Origin of the sequence: Arthrobacter sp. zg-Y1143 (assembly GCF_030125565.1) — a bacterium.
Classification (GTDB): Bacteria; Actinomycetota; Actinomycetes; order Actinomycetales; family Micrococcaceae; genus Arthrobacter_B.
The window spans coordinates 246821-262543 of the sequence record NZ_JASKLW010000009.1 but is presented as its reverse complement, the minus strand read 5'-3'; the positions used below and the strand labels follow the sequence as shown (position 1 = coordinate 262543).

Here is a 15723-nt window from a genome sequence, read left to right as displayed (position 1 = left end):
AGACCATGACCACTCTGCTTCCACCGCGGCCGCCGGCCGCATCGGACCACCCCGCCAAGGGGCGTCCGGTGCGGCCGGGCCGGGCCCGCCTCAACCGTCCCGGCGTGGCATGGACCCTGCCCGCCACCGTGTTTTTCCTGCTCTTCGCCGTGATCCCGCTGATCGCCGTCGTGGTCCTGTCCTTTATGACCTGGTCGGGCCTCGGCGATCCGAAGTTTGTCGGCATGGAAAACTGGCAGGAGCTGGCCGGAGATCCGGTAATGCTCAAGAGCCTGTGGCTGAGCCTGCTGTTCATCGTTCTCGGGGTGGTGACCCAAACTCCGGTGAGCATCCTCCTCGGTGTATGGGCGGCCGGGCCGCAACGCAACCGTGCCGTGCTCAGCGCCATCTTCTTCCTGCCCCTGCTGCTCTCCTCTGCGGCCATCTCCGTGCTGTGGCGGGCGCTGCTGGATCCGAACTTCGGCGTCCCGGCGCAGTTCCGCTGGCTGTTCGGAGACGGCAACCTCTTCGGCCACCAGCCCACCGCCATCGGCGTCATCATCTTCGTGGGCATGTGGCAGTTCACCCCCTTCCACACCTTGATCTACCAGGGGGCCGCCAAATCCGTTCCGCCGGTGCTCTACCAGGCCGCGGAAGTGGACGGAGCCGGACGGGCCCGGCAGTTCTTTTCCATCACCCTGCCGCAGCTGCGCAACAGCATCATCACCTCGGTGATCCTCATGGTGGTGGGCGGCCTGACCACCTTTGAAACGGTGCTGATCCTGACCAACGGCGGACCCGGGACAGACACCACCATCACCGCCTTCTACATGTTCGAGGAAGCCTTCCGCCGCTACAACTTCGGCATGGGCTCGGCCATTGCCGTGGTGCTGGTGGTGGTGGCCACCGCCATTTCCCTGGTCATGGTGAAGCTCTCCGGCTACGACAAAATGCGCAGCACCATGGAGGGAGTCTGATGCGTACCCGCCCCAATTACATTGCCGGCGCCGCCGTCACCCTCTGGCTGCTGATCGTGGCCCTGCCGCTGTACGTGATGGTGGCCGCCAGCGTGCAGAGCCGCACCGAATTCAGCGCCAACGGCCCCGTTGCCCTGCCCACCGGCTTCACGCTGGACAACTTCCTGGAGGTGTTCCGCAGCGGCTTCGGCAAGTACTTCCTGAACACCTTTGTGGTCACCGCCGGGGTGGTGGGCATTGTCCTGCTCGTGGTTCCGCCGCTGGCCTACGCCATTGTGCGCAGCCAGTCCCGGTCCACCACGCTGATCTTCAGGTTCTTCCTGCTGGGGCTGGCCATTCCGGTGCAGGCGGTGATTGTGCCGATGTTCTACCTGATCAATTCCGTAGGGCTGTATGACACTCTGCTGGGCATCATCCTGCCCACGGCGGCGTTCGCCCTGCCGATTTGCACCCTGATCCTCTCCGGGACCATGCGGGACATCACCCCCGACCTCTACGAGGCCATGTCCGTGGACGGCGCCTCCACGGCGCGCACGTTCCTGCGCCTGGTGCTGCCGCTGTCCAAGGGCGGACTGTCCACCATCGCCGTGTTCGCCGCCCTGCAGGGCTGGAACGGGTTCCTCCTGCCCCTGATCCTTACCCAGTCCGACTCCACCAAGGTGGTCACCCTGGGCCTGTTCAACTTCCAAACCCAGTACGGCATCAACGTGCCGGGCATCCTCGCCGCAGTGATGCTCTCCATGATTCCGGTGCTGCTGGTGTACCTCTTTGCGCGTCGCGCGCTGGTCCAGGGCCTTATGGGCGTGGGCGGAAAGTAGACATGACAGATACAACAGTTGATTACCTGCCCTGGCGTGACACCTCCCGGACCGCCCGCGAGCGCGCCGCCCTGCTGGCAGCACAGATGACCAGGCAGGAAAAAGTGGCCCAGCTCTTTGGCGTCTGGGTGGGTGCCTCCAGCGAGGGCGGCCAGGTCGCCCCGCACCAGCACGACATGAAGGAACCGGTCCCCCTCGAGAACCTGCTCCCTTCCGGGCTGGGCCAGCTCACCCGCCCCTTCGGCACGCACCCGGTGGATGCCGGGATGGGTGCCCTGTCCCTGATGCGCACCCAGCAGCGGATCGCCGGAGCCAACCGGTTCGGCATCCCTGCCATGGCGCATGAGGAGTGCCTGGCCGGATTCGCGGCCTGGGGCGCTACGGCCTACCCGGTTCCGCTGTCCTGGGGGGCCACCTTCAACCCTGAGCTGATTGCCCGGGTGGGCGCAGCCATCGGCGCGGACATGCGTTCCGTCGGGGTGCACCAGGGGTTGGCTCCGGTGCTCGACGTCGTCCGCGACGCCCGCTGGGGACGGGTCGAGGAAACCATCGGCGAGGACCCGTACCTGGTGGGGAGCATCGCCTCCGCCTACATCCGCGGCTTGGAAGGCGCAGGCGTGGTGGCCACGCTGAAACACTTTGTGGGCTACTCGGCTTCCAAGGCCGGCCGCAACCTGGCGCCCGTCTCGGTAGGTGTCCGCGAGCGCGCCGACGTGCTGCTGCCGCCTTTTGAAATGGCGGTCCGGGAATCCGGCGTGCGTTCGGTGATGCACGCCTATACCGACGTCGACGGCGTCCCCTCCGCTGCGGACCGGGACCTGCTCACCGGCCTGCTGCGCGAGACCTGGGGATTTGAAGGCACCGTGGTGGCCGACTACTTCGGAGTGGGTTTCCTCAAGGAGCTGCACCGGGTGGCCGGCACCATGGGCGGGGCCGCCGCAGCGGCACTGACCGCAGGGGTCGACGTCGAACTGCCCACAGTGGATGCCTTCGGCGAGCCGCTGCTGGCGGAACTTGAGGCCGGCCGGCTGGATGAGTCCGTGATCGATACCGCCGTGCAGCGGGTGTTGGAGCAGAAGATCCAGCTCGGGCTGCTGGACGCGGACTGGTCAGCCGTCCCGCCAGCCCTGGCGGGCATACCCGGCCTGGATCTGGACGGCGGCTCGGTGGACAGGGCCTCGGACGGCGCCCCAGCGGTCAGCGTCGCGGGATCCGTAAACCTGGACGGACCGGAAAACCGTGCCCTGGCCGCCGAAGTGGCCGAACAGGCCCTGGTGCTGACCGCGAACAACGGCATTCTGCCCCTGGCCGCACCGGGACGGATCGCCGTCGTCGGGCCCAATGGAGATAATCCGATGGCGTTCCTGGGCTGCTACTCCTTCCCCGCACATGTGGGGGTGCAGCATCCGGAGGTGGCCGCCGGCATCGAACTGCCCACGGTGGCCGCCGCAGTGCGCACCGAATTCCCGGACAGCACGATCACCGTCGCCGAAGGCTGCAGCGTGGACGGACGCGCCACGGACGGATTCGACGCCGCCGTGGCCGCGGCCGGGAACGCGGACGTGGTGGTGGCGGTGCTGGGCGACCGGTCCGGCCTGTTTGGCCGCGGCACCAGCGGCGAGGGCTGCGACACCGAATCGCTGGTGCTGCCCGGGGTGCAGCAGCAGCTGCTCGAGGCCCTGCTCGACAGCGGCACCCCCGTGGTCTTGGTGCTGCTCACCGGACGGCCCTACGCCCTGGGCCGGGCGGCCACCGAGGCGGCGGCCATTGTGCAGGCCTTCTTCCCCGGCGAAGAGGGCGGACCGGCGGTGGCGGGCGTGCTCAGCGGACGGATTAATCCCAGCGGACGGCTGCCGGTCAGTGTGCCTGCCTCCCCCGGCGCGCAGCCCTCCACCTATCTGGCCGCTCCCCTGGCCCGGTCCAGCGACGTGTCCAGCATCGACCCCACCCCTGCTTTCCCGTTCGGGCACGGGATCGGGTACAGCACCTTCACCTGGTCCGATGCTGCACTGGACGGTCCTGCGGAGTTCGGCGTCGACGGCGAAACATCCGTCGCCGTGACCGTCACCAATACCTCCGGGCGCGACGGTACGGAGATAGTCCAGCTGTATCTGCACGATCCGGTGGCCTCGGTGGTCCGTCCGGAGCACCGCCTGGCGGGGTTCGCCCGGGTGCCGCTGGCCGCCGGAGCTTCCGCGCGGGTGAGCTTTGGCGTGCCGGCGGACGTTGCGTCCTTCACCGGCCGGAACGGGGTGCGGATTGTGGAACCCGGTGAATTGGAGTTGCGGCTGGGCGCCTCCAGCACTGATATCCGTGCAACGGCCGGTGTTACCCTGACCGGTATCGTGCGGGAGGTGGACCACACCAGGCGGCTGCATTGCCCGGCGGAGGTAAGCCCGCTGGACTGAGCAGCATGGATTGAGCCGCATGGATTGAGCAGCACCGGTCCGCACCGCCTGCAAACCTACGACACCCGGGAGCCGCATGTATTACGATCTGCCGGCCGAAGAACTTGCCACCTACCGCGGCAGCACCAGCGCTCCGGAGGACCTGGACCGGTTCTGGGCGGACACCCTGGACCAGGCGCGGGCACACCCCTTGGTAGTGGAGGTCACCCCCTTCCCCAGCGGGTTGCGGACGGTTGAGGTCTACGACGTGGTGTTCCCGGGCTTCGCCGGTGACCCGATCCGGGCCTGGCTGCGGCTGCCCGCCCGGAGCATCCGCGGCGACGGCCCGCTGCCGGGCGTGGTGCAGTTTGTGGGCTACGGCGGCGGCCGGGGCGACGCACACGAGAGCCTGTTCTGGGCTTCGGCCGGCTTCGCGCACCTGCAGATGGACACCCGCGGGCAGGGTGCCGGCTGGAGCACGGGCACGACGCCGGATGCCGCCGGCAGTGCCGGTCCCCAGGTTCCGGGGGTGATGACCCGCGGGGTGCTCGATCCGCAGACGTATTACTACCGCCGGCTGATCACCGATGCCGTCCGGGCGGTGGAGGCCATGCGTTCACTTGCGGGCAGGGGTCTGGCGCCGGTGGATCCGGATCGGGTGGCGGTGCTGGGGATGAGCCAGGGCGGCGGGCTGGCTCTGGCGGCTGCCGCCCTGTACCCGGAGGTGGCCGCCGTCGTCGCCCTGGTCCCGTTCCTTTCGGACTTTCCGCGGGCGCTGACCGTTACCGATGCCTACCCGTACCGGGAAATCACCGATTTCCTGTCCATGCAGCGCGGGACGGCGCAGCAGGTGATGCAGACGCTGCGCTATTTCGATGTCGTGAACCTGGTGCCGCGCGCCTCCGCACCGGCGCTGTTCGCGGTGGGCCTGATGGATACCACCACTCCCCCGTCCACGGTGTACGCCGCCTACAACACCTATGCCGGCCCAAAGGAACTCTCCGTCTGGCCCTTCAACCAGCATGAGGCCGGGGGCAGTCAGGATGAGCTCGCCGCGCTGGCGTTCCTGCGCAAGCAGTTCGGGGAGGGCTAGCTCACCGCACCGGCGTTGTTCCCGGCGGGATTGTCAGCGGTGAAGAGCTGGCAGGTCTTGTTGTAGTACCGGTCGGTGGTGCCCTGCGCCTGGAGCCCGATTTTCCCGCAGACCCGCATCGACGCCATGTTGGCGGGATTGGTTACTGCCACAATGCGGGGAAGGCCGGCGTCGAACCCATGCTGCAGGACGGCGGCTGCAGCCTCCGGCGCATAGCCCCGCCCCCAGAAGTCCGGGTGGAAGTGCCAGCCGATTTCAATGTCGCCGGACTCCTGCAGTTCCGGGCCCGACGCCGGTATGGGCTTCAGCAGGAGCGTCCCGGTGAGCTGCCCGGCGACGTTGTCCTCCGCCGCCTTCTCCTGCACGGCCCAAATGCCGCAGGTTCCGTCGTCCCGGCGGGTCCACGCCTCGATGAGCGCAACTGCCTCGGTCCGGTCCTTCATCAGCTTCGGGGGGTGGCCGCTGATATAGCGCTGCACGTCCATCCGGGAGTACAGGTCGAGGACAAAGTCGGCGTCATCGGCGGTGAACGGGCGGAGGGTCAGCCGGTCGGTCTCGAGGGCGCGCATTCGGGCAGTCTATGGTCGCTGCGGATGCACGGCAAGGCTGGCGCCGGCGCCGGCTGAAAGAAGAGGTCAGGGACTCGAGTGCAACCGCCGCTGAAAGGAGCTGGCCGTAATCATGACGCTGTCGGGATGCCGGTGCGCCACGCTGACATGCCCCGGGGTGTCCCTGTACTCCAGCACGCGCACACGCTCGTTTTCAAACACCACGGCGTAGTGGTCTGGATTGGACTCCACTGGATCCTGGGCCATAGGCACAATGCTAGAGCCGTGCCCACCCCCGCAACAGGGGCTGCGGGTCAGGCCGCAGCGATGCCGAAGCCCAGCCGATGCTCCTCGCCCGGAGCCAGCACAATCAGGCCCTCCCCGGAATTGAAGGCATCCGGCGGGCAGGTCATCGGTTCAACGGCCGCACCCCGGCGGCCCATCTGCTCCCCGGAGTAAACCTGGAGCCAGGGCGCGTCCTTGCCGTTGGCGGACAGCACCGACCCGATCCCGGTTTCGGGATCCGTCAGGCGGACCTGCCATTCGCCGTCGGGCAGGCCCGCATAGGCATGGTCCGCAGTGCGGGCGCCGATGGGTTCCGCAGCCGTAAAGGCCAGCGCGGTGCCTTTCACGTCCTGCAGCTCGGACAGGTCCAGGGGCCGGCCGGACTGTTCCAGGGTGCCGAGCACCTGCGCGGCAGGCACCTCCAGCACACACCGGTCCACCGGCACCAAATCCGCGGTGAGGTACGGATGTGCGGAGACACCGTACGGCGCAGCCGAAGTCCCGGCATTGCGGGCGGCCAGTTCCACGCTCAGCCCGGCGCCGGCGTCGAGCGCGTACACCGCTTCGAGTTCCAGGGTGAAGGGATAGCCCGGCTGGCCCATCAGCCGGTGCCGCAGCACCACGCGGTCGGCAGCGGCCTCAGCTACCTGCCATTCGTCCCAGCACACCAGCCCGTGCAGGGCCATTCCGGTTTCAGGTTCGTTGACGGGCACCTGGTAGTCGGAGCCCTCAAAGGAGTAGCGTCCGCCAACGATTCGGTTGGGCCAGGGCATAAGCACCTTGCCGGTGTAGGCGTGCGGCACGGTGTCCTCGGGCAGCGGCAACACCAGATGCCGGCCGTCCCGGGTCAGCGCGGCCAGTGTGGCGCCAACCGGGTAGATGGTGGCGCGGTAGGAACCGGCCGCCAGCTCGATGGGGCTGCCGTTGGGACCTGTGCCGTGGAAACCGGTGTTCGTCATGGGCACGAGCCTACCGCGTGGCCGGAAGCGTAGGAGTGACAGCGGCCTGCCGGTAGCGGGCCAACACTTCCGGCGCCGGATCGGCCGCCACCACGGTGGACGTGCCGTCGTTCCAGGCCGGCCAGTCCCCGGTGAGGACCGCGGCCGCCTGCCGCGCGGCGCCGTCGGCCACGTATTCCCCCGGCCGGGGCACGGTGACGGGCAGGCCAAACACCGCGGCGATGGACTGCTGCACCGCCTCGGACCGGGCGGCTCCGCCCACCAGGATCACCCGCTGCGCATCCACGCCGGTGTCCTTCAGCGCGGCGAACCCGTCCGCCAGCGAACAGGCAATGCCCTCGACTGCGGCGCGGGCCAGGTTCGCGGGAGTGAAATTGGCCAGCGTTACCCCGTGCAGGGAACCGGTCGCATCCGGCAGGTTGGGTGTCCGCTCGCCCTCGAAGTACGGCACCAGCACCAGGCCCTGCGCTCCGGCGGGAGCGGAGAGGGCCAGACGGGTCAGTTCATGCAAGTCGACGCCGAGCATCGCCGCGGTGGCATCCAGCACCCGGGAGGCGTTCAGCGTGCAGGCCAGCGGCAGGTAGTGCCCGGTGGCGTCAGCGAATCCGGCCACCAGGCCGGTGGCGTCCGACGTCGGCGCGTCGGCGACGGCGAACACAGTACCGGAAGTGCCGATGGAGACCACTACGTCCCCCACCCCGGCGGCAACGCCCAGCCCGGCGGCCGCGTTGTCCCCCGCGCCGGGCCCGATCAGGGCTCCGGACGGCGTGCGCCCGGCAGCTTCCAGCGGCCCGAGCAAACGCGGCAGCAGCGGCACATGGCCCAGGACCTGCTTCAGGACCTCCGGCAGGTACTCGCCGTTCGCCGGGGACCAGTAACCGGTGCCGGAGGCGTCGGACCGGTCGGTGGTGAGGGCGGCCAGGCCCTCGGCGCCGCTGCCCGGCCCGTATCCGGCCAGCCGCCAGCTCAGCCAGTCGTGCGGCAGGCACACCGCGGCGGTGCGGGCGGCGTTGTCCGGTTCGTTCTCCGCCAGCCAGCGCAGTTTCGCGGCGGTAAAGGCGGCCACAGGAACCGATCCGGTGCTGTCCGCCCAGTAGCGCGCGCCGTCCGGGCCGGCGTCGGCCACCATTTGTTCAGCCGCTCCCGCAGAACGGACGTCGTTCCAGAGCAGGGCCGGGCGGACCACGGCCCCGGTCTCGTCCAGGCAGACCATGCCGTGCTGCTGCCCGCCCACGGACACCGCGGCCACGTCCGCCAGACCTCCGGCAGCGGCAAGCGCCTCCTGCAGAGCGGTCCACCATGCTTCGGGGTCCACCTCGGTGCCGGCGGGATGGCGTGCAGTGCCCTCGCGCAGCAGGGCGCCGCTCTGCGCATCGCGGATGACTACCTTGCAGGACTGGGTGGAGCTGTCGACTCCGGCGACGAGGGGCATGCCCGGCCTTTCAACAGGTGCTGCCGCCGGCTCCCCCCAGAGGGCCGGCGGCAGCACGGATGGAAGTACTTTTCCGCGTGTGATTCCGGTTAGGTCCGAGAGCCTAGCGGGCACCCATCAGGTGTTCCAGTGCCAGCTGGTTCAGCTTCACGAACCCGAAGTCGCGCTCCGCGGCCGCAGCAGCGTCGAAGTCCTCGAAAGCGGAGGCATCCTGCAGCAGGTCCGTGACGGTTTCCCCGGCGGCCAGCGTGGGCTGCGCCAGTTCGCCGATCCCGGCGTACTGCAGGGCTTCCTGCACCTCGGGGTCGGCCCGGAAAGCGGTGGCGCGTTCCTTGAGCAGCAGGTACATGTCCATATTGGCCTTGGCTGATTCCCAGACTCCGGTGTAGCCCTCGGTGCGGGAGGGCTTGTAGTCGAAGTGGCGCGGGCCCTCGTAGCGCGGGCCGCCGTTGGGGAAACCGTTTTCCAGCAGGTCCACGGTGAAGAAGGCGCTGGTGAGGTCGCCGTGGCCGAAGACCAGGTCCTGGTCGAACTTGATGGACTTCTGCCCGTTGAGGTCAATGTGGAACAGCTTGCCGGACCACAGGGCCTGGGCGATGCCGTGGGTGAAGTTCAGCCCGGCCATCTGCTCGTGCCCCGTCTCCGGGTTCAGGCCAACAATGTCGCCGTTCTCCAGCTGGGCAATGAACGCCAGCGCGTGGCCGATGGTCGGCAGGAAAATGTCGCCGCGCGGTTCGTTGGGCTTGGGCTCAATGGCCAGGCGCAGGCCGTAGCCCTTTTCCTTCACGTAGCCAGCTACCGTGTCCACGCCTTCCTTCATCCGCTCAAACGCCGCGGCGAAGTCCTTGGACCCGTCGTATTCGCTGCCTTCCCGGCCGCCCCACATCACGAAGGTCTCCGCACCGAGTTCGGCGGCCAGGTCAATGTTGCGCAGCACCTTGCGCAGCGCGAAGCGGCGCACGGACCGGTCATTGGAGGTGAAGCCGCCGTCCTTGAAGACCGGATGGGTGAACAGGTTGGTGGTCACCATGGGCGCCTTTAGGCCGGTTTCGGCCAGGGCGTTGGTGAAGTTCTTCAGGATCAGGTCCCGTTCCTGCGCAGAGGCATCGAACGGCACCAGGTCATTGTCGTGGAAGGTCACCCCGTAGGCGCCCAGTTCGGCGAGCTTATGCATGCCTTCGATGGGATCCAGGTTGGCGCGGGTGGGAGTGCCGAAGGGGTCCGTTCCGGTCCAGCCGATGGTCCACAGGCCGAAGGTAAAACGGTCAGAAGGCGATGGCGTCATTGTCACGTTAGCTCCAGGTCGCAAGAATTAGTTGGTAGCCACAACATATTCCGGCGAAGCGGGGGTGTCAACGGTTTCAGCGGGTACGCTGAAAGCGGCAGCCGGGCCCCAGCAGGGGCTGGCAGGCTGGTACACGGGCAGCTTCACGGGCAGTTTCACGGGCAGGGGGATCGGCGGCATGGCCGGCAGGAACAGCAAGACCACGGGCAGTGCGCAGCCGGCACCGGCCGGAGGCGGGACCGACAGCCTGCGGGCAACTAACCTGTCCCGGGTGCTGACCCTGCTGCACCGGCACGGACCGCTGTCCCGGGCCGAGCTGACCCGCCGGACCGGTTTCAACCGCTCCACCGTGGGCGCCTTGGCCGGGGAACTGGCCGCCATGGGTTTGGCGTATGAAACCAATCCGCCCGCCGGACGGGTGGGGCGGCCCAGCCCCCTGGTGCACCCCAATGAGCAGGTGGCAGCCGTGGCGGTCCATCCCGACGTCGACGCCGTCACCGTGGGGTTGGTGGGCCTTGGCGGGCGCGTGCACCGGCGAATCCGCTGCGAAACACCCGCCGCCCCCGGCGTCCCGGACACTGTGGAGCTCACCCGTGCCGCCCTTGCCGCAATGTCCGGCGAGCTGGAAACCCTGGACCGGATTGTGGGGGTGGGCGTAGCCGTTCCCGGGCTCACCCGCACCACCGACGGCCTGGTGCTGCTGGCTCCGCACCTGGGCTGGCGGAACGAACCGCTGGCCGCACCGCTGGCGGAAGCCCTGGACCTGCCGGTCTTCGCCGGCAACGACGCCACGCTGGCCTCCGTGGCCGAAAGCCTATTCGGCGCCGCCGTCGACGCCGGTAACGCCGTGTACCTCAACGGCAGCGCCAGCGGCATCGGCGGCGGAATCATCGCGGCCGGCGAACCCCTGCGCGGAGCCGACGGATACGCCGGCGAACTGGGCCACACCATGGTCCGCAGCAACGGGGCACTGTGCCACTGCGGCCGGCGCGGCTGCCTGGAAACGGAAGTGAACCTGCCCCGCCTGCTGGCGGCGCTGGGTCTGGAACGCGCGGACCAGGACACGTTGGATGCCGCCATGGCCGAACCCCGTTCCGCCGCAGTCCGGGCCGAAGCGGACCGGCAGCTGGACCACCTCGCCGTGGCGCTGACCAACTTCGTGAACATCTTCAACCCGGAGACCATAGTGCTCGGCGGTTTCCTGGGCACGCTGTTTGCCTGCAACCCGGAGCGGCTGCAGGGCTCCGTGGCCGGCGACGCCATCGCCGGCCTGGGCGGGCGGGTGCAGCTGCGCCGAGCGGCCCTGCGCTCGGAGCTGCTGCTGGTGGGCGCCGCAGAGCTGGTGTTCGCACCACTGTTGGCCGCGCCGTCGGCGGACCCGGCGAACGGCGCCGCCGCGCTCTCCGACGTCGAGGCTAGCTGAACCGTTCCGCAGGCACCGAAAGGGCCGCTGGGCGGCCTTTGCTGCCGCCGCGGCCGGCGCCGGCCATTCGGTGGTGGCTCCGTAGCTGCCCCGGGTAACGGAGCGATGGTGCGGTTAGCCCGCGGCAGCTACGAGTTCTATTTCCACCTGCGCGCCTTTGGGCAGTGCGGCTACCGCGTAAGCGGCGCGCGCCGGCAGCACCTCCCCGTGAAAGAACCGCGAGTAGACCTCATTGACGGCCGCGAAGTCATTGATGTCGGCAAGCAGGACGGTGGTCTTCACGACCTTGTCCAGGCTTGTCCCGGCGGCGCCAAGGATCGCCTCGATGTTTCGCAGGGATTGCTCGGCCTGCTCCGCGGCCGTGCTGCCGGTCAGCTCACCGGTGACCGGGTCAAGAGGCAGCTGCCCGCTGACAAACACCAGTCCGCCGGCACGGACTGCCTGCGAGTATGGTCCGATGGCCGCCGGGGCCGCCGACGTCGAAACGGCCGTCAGCGTGGACAGCGGCGCCTGTGTATCCGTCATGATGTGCCTTTCAAAATGGTTGCAGCTGTGTCAACGGCCGCTTCCGTAGTGGTGGCGTGCACCGACAGCCGGATGCGGGTACTGCCGTGCAGCGTCGCGGTGATGCCTGCTTCCGCGAGCCGTTCATGCATCGCCGGGGCGCTGCCGTCGCTGAATTCTGCTACCACAATGCCCGCGCGGTCCTCCCGGGCACGCGGCGAGGCAACGGAGACGCGGGCCTCGTCGAGCCGATCAATGAAGTAGTCCATGCGCTCCGCAATGGCTGCTTCGATGGCTTCGACTCCGGCGGACTCGGCCAGTTCAAGGGCGGCAGACAGGGCGCCCGATGCGAACGGTGAACCGTTGGTGACCGAGAGCCTGGCAGCACCGTCCAGCGGCGGGTGCTGCACACCGTCATAATTGGTGGGCTGGTTGACTCCGGTCCAGCCTCCAAGCGTGTTGCCGAGCCGTTCCAATGCGCGATCGGACAAAGCCATGAACCCACAGCCCCAACCTGCCCGCATCCATTTCTGGCCGCCCGCCACCAGCACATCGGCAGCGTCCCAGGGCAACTCAATGGCGCCGAATCCCTGGATTCCATCCACCACCAGCAAACGGTCGCCCACGGCCTCCCGGATGCCGGCAAGGTCCGCCCGGTATCCGGTCCGGAAGTCGACAGCGCTCACGGAAACCGCGACGGTCGACTCGGTAAGGGCCGCACGTACGCGCTCGGGGGTCACCGGCGCCAGGGGGCATCCGTTCTCCGGCAGCGTGCGTACCTGGAGCAGCCCGGCGTCGCGTGCCCGCCACCAGGGATAGAGGTTGGCGGGGAATTCCGCCGAGGACACCAGCACCTCGCCGCCCGACACCCCGAAGGCCGCCTGAAAAAGTCCGTGCGAGGTGCTCGGCACCAGCCCCACATTCTGCGGGGCGAAGCCGGACAGGCGTGCTGCCGCGCCGGTGGCCCGCCTGTCCATGGCATGCAGGTACTGCCCCGAGTCCGCCCCGCTGTGCGCGAGCTCCAGTAGCCGAGCGGTTTCCGAGACCACCGGGGATGACGGCGGTCCGTAACTGGCGAAGTTAAGGTATCCCTCGGGAGCGCCGAAGGCCCCAACATAGGCAGCGGGAATGGCCGTCATGCCAGGACCCGCTGCAGGAACTGCTGGGTCCGCGCTTCACGCGGCGTTTCCAGCACCTGCGAGACCGGGCCCTGCTCGACAATCGCGCCGTCGGCCATAAAGACCACCCGGTCGGCAACCTGGCGGGCAAAGCCGATTTCATGCGTGACCACCAGCATGGTCATACCGTCGCGGGCCAGATCCGTCATCACGGTCAGGACCTCCCCCACCAGCTCCGGATCGAGCGCGGAGGTCGGCTCATCAAAGAGCAGGAATAAGGGTTTCATGGCCACGGCCCGCGCAATGGCAACACGTTGGCGCTGGCCGCCGGAGAGCTGGCCCGGGTATTGGTCAGCCTTTTCCGCGAGTCCCATCCGTTCCAGGATGACGGTTGCTTCCGCCCGTGCCTGCCGAGCGGACCGCTTCTGGACCCGGACAGGCCCTTCAATGACATTGCCCAGGACTGTCAGGTGAGGAAAAAGGTTGAAGTGCTGGAACACCATCCCCGTTTTTGCCCGCTGTCCGGAGAGGCGGCGCTCGGACAGTTCGTGGAGCCTGCCTCCGCGCAGCTCGAAACCCATTGGTTCCCCGCCCACCCAGACCTCGCCGGCATCGGGAACTTCCAGCCGGTTCAGGGCACGCAGGAAGGTTGACTTCCCGGCACCCGAGGGGCCGATGATGCAGACCACCTCACCCGGATACACCTGCAGCGAGACATCCTTCAGGACCTCGTGGTGCCCGTAGGACTTGGAAATGGAGCGCGCGTTGAGCACCGGCGCGGTCGAAACGTCCGGTGTCGCTGCAGCACTGTTCGTAGTGTTGTCGATCAAGGGGTGCTCCTGACAAGGGGTGCGCGGCCAACTTCGGCCGCGATCTTACGGCGCAGCAGGGCGGCTTTCGGCCTGCCGCCCGGGCTTCGGTCCTGCCGGTCGAAGGCACGTTCCAGGTAGAACTGTCCAACGCTGGCCACACTGACCACGACCATGTACCAAATGGCTGCGGCGATGAGTGTCTCCATGACCTGCAGGTTGAAGGAAGAGATGTTATTGGCTGCCTTGATGAGTTCCATGTAGCCGATGACGGAAGCCATGGCCGTGCCCTTGAGCATGTTGATGAAGTCATTGCCCGTGGGCGGAATGATGACCCGCATGGCCTGCGGCAGGACAATCCGGCTCATCCGCTGCGCCGGGGTCTCACCGATGGACTGAGCCGCCTCGATCTGGCCGCGGTCCACGCTCTTCAGCCCGGCACGGACAATCTCGGCCATATACGCACTCTCGTTGAGGGCCAGGCCCAGGAACGCCGCCACGAAGGTGGTCATGAGTGAATTGGTGCTCACATCCACGAGGGTCACGTCGGTGAACGGAATACCGATGGTTAGCCGCGGGAAGATCAGCGCGAGGTTGTACCAAAGCAGGATCTGCAGCAGAACGGGCAGGCCCCTGAAAAGCCAGGTGTAGCCGGCAGCGAAGGCAGAGGCCACCGGCATCTTGGAGATGCGCATCAGTGCGATCACCACGCCGATGACAATGGCCGAAACCTGGGCGACCACGGCCAGCACAATTGTGTTGACGAGCCCTTCCAGGATGACGGGCGATACCAGGTACGCGGGAATTGACCCGTAATCGATGTCGCCCTGCGCGGCAGCGCCGGCCAGGAGGACCAGCGCGGCCACGATCACCACGGCACTGACCCACCGGCCCCAGCGCTTCAGGTGTACCTGAGGCAGCAGCTCACCGTCAGCGGGTTGCACCACGGTGGTGTTGCTCATGGTTATTTGCCGCCGTTGACTGCGGCGGCGTCCACGGCGCCGTCGTCAACGCCCCAGGCGGCGAGGATGTCGGCGTAGGTGCCGTCTTCAATCAGGGCATCCAGCGCTCCTGCGAGGGCATCACGCAGTTCAGGGTTGTCCTTGTTCACTCCGATGCCGTACGGGGCACCGTCAATGACGTCGCCGGGAACAACTTCGAAGGCCTCGCCGTCCTTGGTCGTCTTCGAGATGTAGACGGCACTGGGCAGATCGTTGACGATGGCGTCAATGCGGCCGGTCCTCAGCTGCGTCTGGTTCTGGCTGTCACTGTCCGTTACGGAGATCTCGAGTGCTTTCTTTCCGTCCGCAACGCACTTGTCGCTGGTCGACTGCGCGAAGTCCTGCTGGCTGGTACCGGTCACGACGGCGATCTTCTTCCCGCACAGCGCATCGGGCCCGTCGATCCCTGCCGGGTTGCCCTTCTGGACCATGATCGTGATGCCGGAGGTCAGGTAGTCCACAAAGTCGATGGCTTGCTGGCGCTCCGCAGTGTCATTCATGGCAGCGATGGTGGCTTCCACCCGGCCGGACTGCAGGCTGGTGATCAGCGCCTGGAAGTCGAGGTTCTCGTACTTGACGTCGAGGCCAAGCTTCTTCGCCATGGCGGTGATCAGGTCATGGTCGTTGCCCACCACCGTGGAACCATCAGCAGCGTAGAAGTTGTTGGGTGCGGACTGGACGTAGGAGCCCACGGTGAGGACGCCATCGTCGGCAATCCCGGCCGGCAGGGCCGCTGCGAGGCTCTCATCCACAGTGACGGAGTCCAGGATCGCGGCCGTGTCCGGGATGACGGAGGCGGAGCCCGCGGCAGGATCGGCACTTTCGCCGCCTGCGGTGTCGGAGCCGCTGTCACCGCAGCCGGTGAGGAGCATGGCAAGGACAAGCCCGCTGGCAGCGGCACCCAGAGCTGTACGTGAGGAATTTCGAGGCATGGTGGTCAGCCCTTTCTGAGCAGGAGTCGTCCTCGAAAACTAATCCACAAATCTCACCATGACAATAGTTTCTCATCATGCAATTAATTTATTTACGCGACTGAAACACGGTTTCCGGTAGTAGGGTGGCTTCATTGCGCAGCGGGCACGGCCCGTGGGTACGCCGGCAGATT

At 67.6% G+C, this 15723-nt stretch carries 15 protein-coding genes; 5 read left to right on the top strand and 10 right to left on the bottom strand.

Annotated elements, in window-relative coordinates; genetic code table 11:
* The first annotated feature begins 5 nt into the window (after positions 1-5).
* The 4 genes from QNN98_RS11835 (at position 6) to QNN98_RS11820 (ending at position 5254) form a co-directional block, all read left to right on the top strand.
* The gene (locus QNN98_RS11835) at positions 6-956 is read left to right on the top strand and encodes a carbohydrate ABC transporter permease (RefSeq protein WP_283997332.1); all 951 of its coding nucleotides are present in this window, start codon (positions 6-8) and stop codon (positions 954-956) included.
* Positions 956-1774 (top strand): carbohydrate ABC transporter permease, encoded by an 819-nt coding sequence (locus QNN98_RS11830; RefSeq protein ID WP_227913356.1) that lies wholly within the window; start codon positions 956-958, stop codon positions 1772-1774. The genes QNN98_RS11835 and QNN98_RS11830 overlap by 1 nt, the downstream gene beginning before the upstream one ends.
* A 2-nt stretch (positions 1775-1776) precedes the next feature.
* Positions 1777-4182, top strand: a complete 2406-nt coding sequence (locus QNN98_RS11825; protein ID WP_283997330.1) for a beta-xylosidase/alpha-l-arabinosidase — start codon at positions 1777-1779, stop codon at positions 4180-4182.
* Between the two features lie 76 nt (positions 4183-4258).
* Positions 4259-5254, top strand: coding sequence for an acetylxylan esterase (locus QNN98_RS11820; RefSeq protein WP_283997328.1), 996 nt, complete (start codon positions 4259-4261; stop codon positions 5252-5254).
* Here QNN98_RS11820 and QNN98_RS11815 read toward each other — a convergent pair.
* The 5 genes from QNN98_RS11815 to xylA all read right to left on the bottom strand — a co-directional run bounded on the left by QNN98_RS11815 (position 5251) and on the right by xylA (position 9763).
* Positions 5251-5823, bottom strand: a complete 573-nt coding sequence (locus QNN98_RS11815; protein WP_283997326.1) for a GNAT family N-acetyltransferase — start codon at positions 5821-5823, stop codon at positions 5251-5253. The genes QNN98_RS11820 and QNN98_RS11815 overlap by 4 nt on opposite strands.
* Positions 5824-5889: 66 nt before the next feature.
* Positions 5890-6069: a hypothetical protein gene (locus tag QNN98_RS11810; RefSeq protein ID WP_227926844.1), complete on the bottom strand. Its 180-nt coding sequence runs from the start codon at positions 6067-6069 to the stop codon at positions 5890-5892.
* A gap of 47 nt (positions 6070-6116) precedes the next feature.
* Positions 6117-7046, bottom strand: a complete 930-nt coding sequence (locus QNN98_RS11805) for an aldose-1-epimerase (protein ID WP_227926843.1) — start codon at positions 7044-7046, stop codon at positions 6117-6119.
* 10 nt (positions 7047-7056) lie between these two features.
* Positions 7057-8478, bottom strand: coding sequence for a xylulokinase (xylB, locus tag QNN98_RS11800; RefSeq protein ID WP_283997323.1), 1422 nt, complete (start codon positions 8476-8478; stop codon positions 7057-7059).
* A gap of 103 nt (positions 8479-8581) precedes the next feature.
* Positions 8582-9763 (bottom strand): xylose isomerase, encoded by a 1182-nt coding sequence (xylA, locus tag QNN98_RS11795; RefSeq protein ID WP_502864726.1) that lies wholly within the window; start codon positions 9761-9763, stop codon positions 8582-8584.
* A 31-nt stretch (positions 9764-9794) separates the two neighbouring features.
* Here xylA and QNN98_RS11790 point away from each other — a divergent pair, with 31 nt between their 5' ends.
* Positions 9795-11186: an ROK family transcriptional regulator gene (locus QNN98_RS11790; RefSeq protein WP_227926841.1), complete on the top strand. Its 1392-nt coding sequence runs from the start codon at positions 9795-9797 to the stop codon at positions 11184-11186.
* Positions 11187-11300: 114 nt separating this feature from the next.
* Here the strand turns inward: QNN98_RS11790 and QNN98_RS11785 are convergent, their stop codons facing one another.
* The 5 genes from QNN98_RS11785 to QNN98_RS11765 are packed head-to-tail and all read right to left on the bottom strand — an operon-like array spanning position 11301 to position 15550.
* Entirely contained in the window at positions 11301-11711 is a 411-nt protein-coding gene (locus QNN98_RS11785) for a Rid family detoxifying hydrolase (protein WP_227926840.1), read from the bottom strand.
* Positions 11708-12829: an aminotransferase class V-fold PLP-dependent enzyme gene (locus tag QNN98_RS11780; protein ID WP_283997318.1), complete on the bottom strand. Its 1122-nt coding sequence runs from the start codon at positions 12827-12829 to the stop codon at positions 11708-11710. The genes QNN98_RS11785 and QNN98_RS11780 overlap by 4 nt, the downstream gene beginning before the upstream one ends.
* Positions 12826-13638: an amino acid ABC transporter ATP-binding protein gene (locus QNN98_RS11775; RefSeq protein WP_283997317.1), complete on the bottom strand. Its 813-nt coding sequence runs from the start codon at positions 13636-13638 to the stop codon at positions 12826-12828. The genes QNN98_RS11780 and QNN98_RS11775 overlap by 4 nt, the downstream gene beginning before the upstream one ends.
* A complete protein-coding gene (locus QNN98_RS11770; protein ID WP_227926838.1) occupies positions 13635-14579 on the bottom strand; it encodes an amino acid ABC transporter permease in 945 nt (314 codons plus the stop codon). Before QNN98_RS11770 ends, QNN98_RS11775 begins: the two co-directional genes overlap by 4 nt.
* A 2-nt stretch (positions 14580-14581) precedes the next feature.
* On the bottom strand, positions 14582-15550 hold the full coding sequence (locus QNN98_RS11765) for an ABC transporter substrate-binding protein (RefSeq protein ID WP_227926837.1): 969 nt from the start codon (positions 15548-15550) through the stop codon (positions 14582-14584).
* Positions 15551-15723: the final 173 nt, after the last annotated feature.